Source organism: Bacillus sp. G16 (assembly GCF_021282335.1).
Classification (GTDB): Bacteria; Bacillota; Bacilli; order Bacillales; family Bacillaceae; genus Bacillus; species Bacillus inaquosorum.
This window is the reverse complement of sequence record NZ_JAJSOZ010000060.1, coordinates 1-533: the sequence shown is the minus strand read 5'-3', so window position 1 is coordinate 533 and position 533 is coordinate 1. Positions and strand designations below refer to the sequence as shown.

At 33.8% G+C, this 533-nt stretch carries 1 protein-coding gene; it reads right to left on the bottom strand.

Going from position 1 to position 533, the window contains the following annotated elements; translation table 11 throughout:
- Positions 1-533: M16 family metallopeptidase (locus tag LWH95_RS21520; RefSeq protein WP_232920353.1), on the bottom strand; the 533-nt coding region annotated here is incomplete at both ends.

The following is a 533-nucleotide window of genomic DNA, read 5'->3' as shown; positions in this document are numbered from 1 at the left end:
GCCTTTATGACTTTCAAAGCGGGATGCCGCATAGTACGCTAAACTATTTTTTTCACGAACGTTAACGAATAACTTCGAATGAGAAAATCCTCCAAACAATCCATTGAACAATTGTAGCGCAAAATAATCTTCGTCTTTATACGTAATAAACGTACGATAACCAATGTGTAATTTACTTTGTTTTAATTCTTGTTTTTCAACAACTTCTTTTTCTTCATTATTTCTCTTATGAAGAAGTACATTTCTTTCTCTCGCAGGACGCGCTGAAATAGAAAAATACTTACTTACAAGATCCACTGCGTTTTCTGAAATATCACCAATAATGTATAGATCCATTTCATCTTCTGCTAACACTTTTTGATAATATTGATACAAACTTTCATTTGTAATAGAAGAAACAATCTCTTTTTTCCCATGTGCACTTAAACGATACGGTTCTACTTTGCACATTTCTTCAATTAAACGCTCGTTTGCATAGCGCATTTTATCATCGTACGTAGCTTCAATTCGTTGCAAGAGCGCTCTCTTTTCAC